Below are 2,644 nucleotides of genomic sequence, written 5' to 3'. Positions count from 1 at the left end.
TGCGGATTCCACGACACTTGGACACTCAGCCCACGATCATTTGGACACTCGTTCCATGCTCACTTGGACACCTGATCCACGTCCACTTGGACAGGCAGTCGGAGCGCAGCGACGCAGGTTTGCATTGTTAGTCTGAAGTCTCTGTCGCCGTCAATTTCGTTGCGCGTCTGCGCATCGATTCGCCCTTCAGTTCGATCCGATAAGCGTTGTGCACCAGCCGGTCGAGGATCGCATCGCCCAAGGTCGGATCGCCGATCAGTGCGTGCCATTTGTCCACTGGCATCTGGCTGGTCACTAGCGTCGAGCGGTTGCCGTAGCGGTCGTCCAGCAGTTCAAGCATGTCGCGCCGTTGCGCAGCGGTAAACGGCGCCAGGCCCCAGTCGTCCAGGATCAGCAAGTCGGTCTTGGCATAACCCGCCATCAGTTTCGCGAAGCGGCCGTCGCCGTGGGCCAGGCCTAGTTCTTCCATCAAGCGCGGCAAGCGCAGATAACGCACGCTGTAACCGTCGCGGCAGGCCTTATGAGCCAGCGCGCAGGCGAGCCAGGTTTTGCCTACGCCAGTTGGGCCGCCGATGATCAGGTTCAGGCCGTCGCGCAGCCACTGGCCGCTACCCAGTTGCAGGATCAGAGATTTGTCCAGGCCGCGCGGGCTGCGGTAGTCGATGTCTTCCAGGCAGGCGTTATGGCGCAGTCGTGCGGCCTTGAGGCGAGTAGTCAGGCGTGCGTCTTCGCGCTCGGTCAGCTCGCGGTCGACCATCAGACCGAGGCGTTCGTCGAAGCTAAGATCGTTGATGTCAGGCGTTGCGTGTTGTTCGCCAAGCGCCTTGATCATGCCGTGCAGGCGCAGGGTTTGTAGCTTGTCGAGTGTCGGGTTGGGCAGCATTTTGGTGCTCCTTTTTCAGGTCAGTGGTAGTAGCCAGGGCCGCGCAGGTTGATGTGTTCTTCGGGCAGTAACGGCAGGTTTTGCTGGGCAAGCGGCAGCCGTTCCAGCCCTTGGCGCAGGATCGATTCCAGGCTTTTATAGCTGCACGCGCCCAGTGCCAGCGCTCGCTGGCAAGCGGCTTCCAGCCGCTCTTCGCCGTGCTGTTTGCTCAGGCGCAGGATCCCCAGGCAGGCGCGGAAGCCGTGCTGCGGATGGATTCGGCGTTCGAGGATATGAGCGATGACACCAGCGGTGTTCGGCCCGGTCTGCTCAGCCCAGTGGATCAGTCGCTGCGGCGTCCATTCAGCATGTTCGCGGTGACTTTTGGGCATGTGCTCGGTTTGGGTGGTGTGGCGGCCTTTGTGCGGCGAGCGCAGATGGCTGGCCACACGCTGGTTGGCGTGGAAGCACTCGACGGTCTTCGCGGTTAGCCGCACTTCGAGTTGGTGTTTCACCAGCTGGTACGGCACCGAGTAGTAATGGCCGTCGACCTCGACGTGGTAGTCGATGTGCACCCGCACCTTTTTCCATTCGGCGTAGACATACGGATGTTCTGGTAGCGGTTGCAGTGCGGGTTGGTCGATGGTCTCGAAGGCCGAGCGGCGTGAGCCGGGCAGCTTCTTGAAGGGCTTCTGATTGAGGCGATCCAGCAGCAGCGCGATGGCTGTGTTGAGTTCGCCCAAGGAGAAGAACTGACGGTTGCGCAGCACCGCCAGGATCCACCGCTCGACGACCTGTACGCCGACTTCAACCTTGGCTTTGTCCTTGGGTTTACGCGAGCGCGCGGGCAGCACGGCTACGCCGTAATGCTCGGCGAGATCGCGGTAACTGGGGTTGATATCCGGCTCGTAGCGATGCGCTTTGGTGACGCCGCTGCGCAGATTGTCCGGTACCAGGATCTGCGATGTACCGCCGAGAAAGGCGAAGCAGCGTACGTGCGAGCCCAGCCAGTCAGGCAGCTTCTGCGACCAGATGGCCTCGGCGAAGGTGTAGCTGGACGCGCCGAGGACGGCGACGAAGATCTGCGTCTGGCGGATCTCGCCGGTTCGCCGATCAATGACCGGCACGGTCTGGCCGGCGTAATCGACAAACAGCTTTTCGCCAGCACGGTGTTCCTGGCGCATGACCACGTCGACCTTGGCAGCCCAGAGGCGGTAGTGCTCGCAGAACCAGCTGTATTGGAAGCCTTGCGGATGGGTGAGCCGATACTCTTGCCAGAGCAGGGCCAAGGTGACGCCGGGGCGACGTAACTCGGCATGGACATGAGCCCAGTCCGGCATCGGACGTTGATCGCTAGGAACCGTCGGCGCTGGCGGGAACAGACATCGCTCCAGTTCGGCGTCCGACAACTGCGTGGGCCAAGTCAGCCCGCAAGCGTTGAAGCGGTGCAGGTAATTGCCAGCACTGCCGCTGCTGATGCGTAGGCTGGTGGCAATTTTGCGCACGGACAGGCCGGCGTCGAACTTTAGGCGTAGTACCTCTCGGATTTTACGCATGGATATACGCTCCACGACGACCTCTTCGCTTCGAGAAAAGAGGTCGATGGTAGTGAATAATCCTGCGTTGCTGCCTGCCTGAGCGGGGGTCGGATCAGTGAGAGATCACTGTCCAAGTGCTCGTGGAATCAGTGTCCAAGGGGCCGTGGAATGAGTGTCCAAGTCAGCGTGGAATCGCTGTCCAAGTGTTCGTGGACTGGGTGTCCAAGTGCGCATGGAATCCCCA

2 protein-coding genes are annotated in these 2,644 nt (G+C 61.2%); both read right to left on the bottom strand.

Annotated features, from left to right (window positions below; translation table 11 throughout):
• Positions 1-127 precede the first annotated feature (127 nt).
• Positions 128-883 carry an IS21-like element ISPsy14 family helper ATPase IstB gene (gene istB, locus FBY03_RS22900; protein ID WP_025163932.1) on the bottom strand — a complete coding sequence of 252 codons (756 nt, stop codon included), beginning with the start codon at positions 881-883 and terminating at the stop codon, positions 128-130.
• 20 nt (positions 884-903) lie between these two features.
• Positions 904-2,418, bottom strand: a complete 1,515-nt coding sequence (istA, locus tag FBY03_RS22895) for an IS21 family transposase (RefSeq protein WP_147174642.1) — start codon at positions 2,416-2,418, stop codon at positions 904-906.
• Positions 2,419-2,644 lie beyond the last annotated feature (226 nt).

It is taken from the genome of Pseudomonas sp. SJZ079 (assembly GCF_007993865.1).
Classification (GTDB): Bacteria; Pseudomonadota; Gammaproteobacteria; order Pseudomonadales; family Pseudomonadaceae; genus Aquipseudomonas.
The sequence above is the reverse complement of the archived record's forward strand: the minus strand, read 5'-3'. Positions and strand labels throughout refer to the sequence as shown.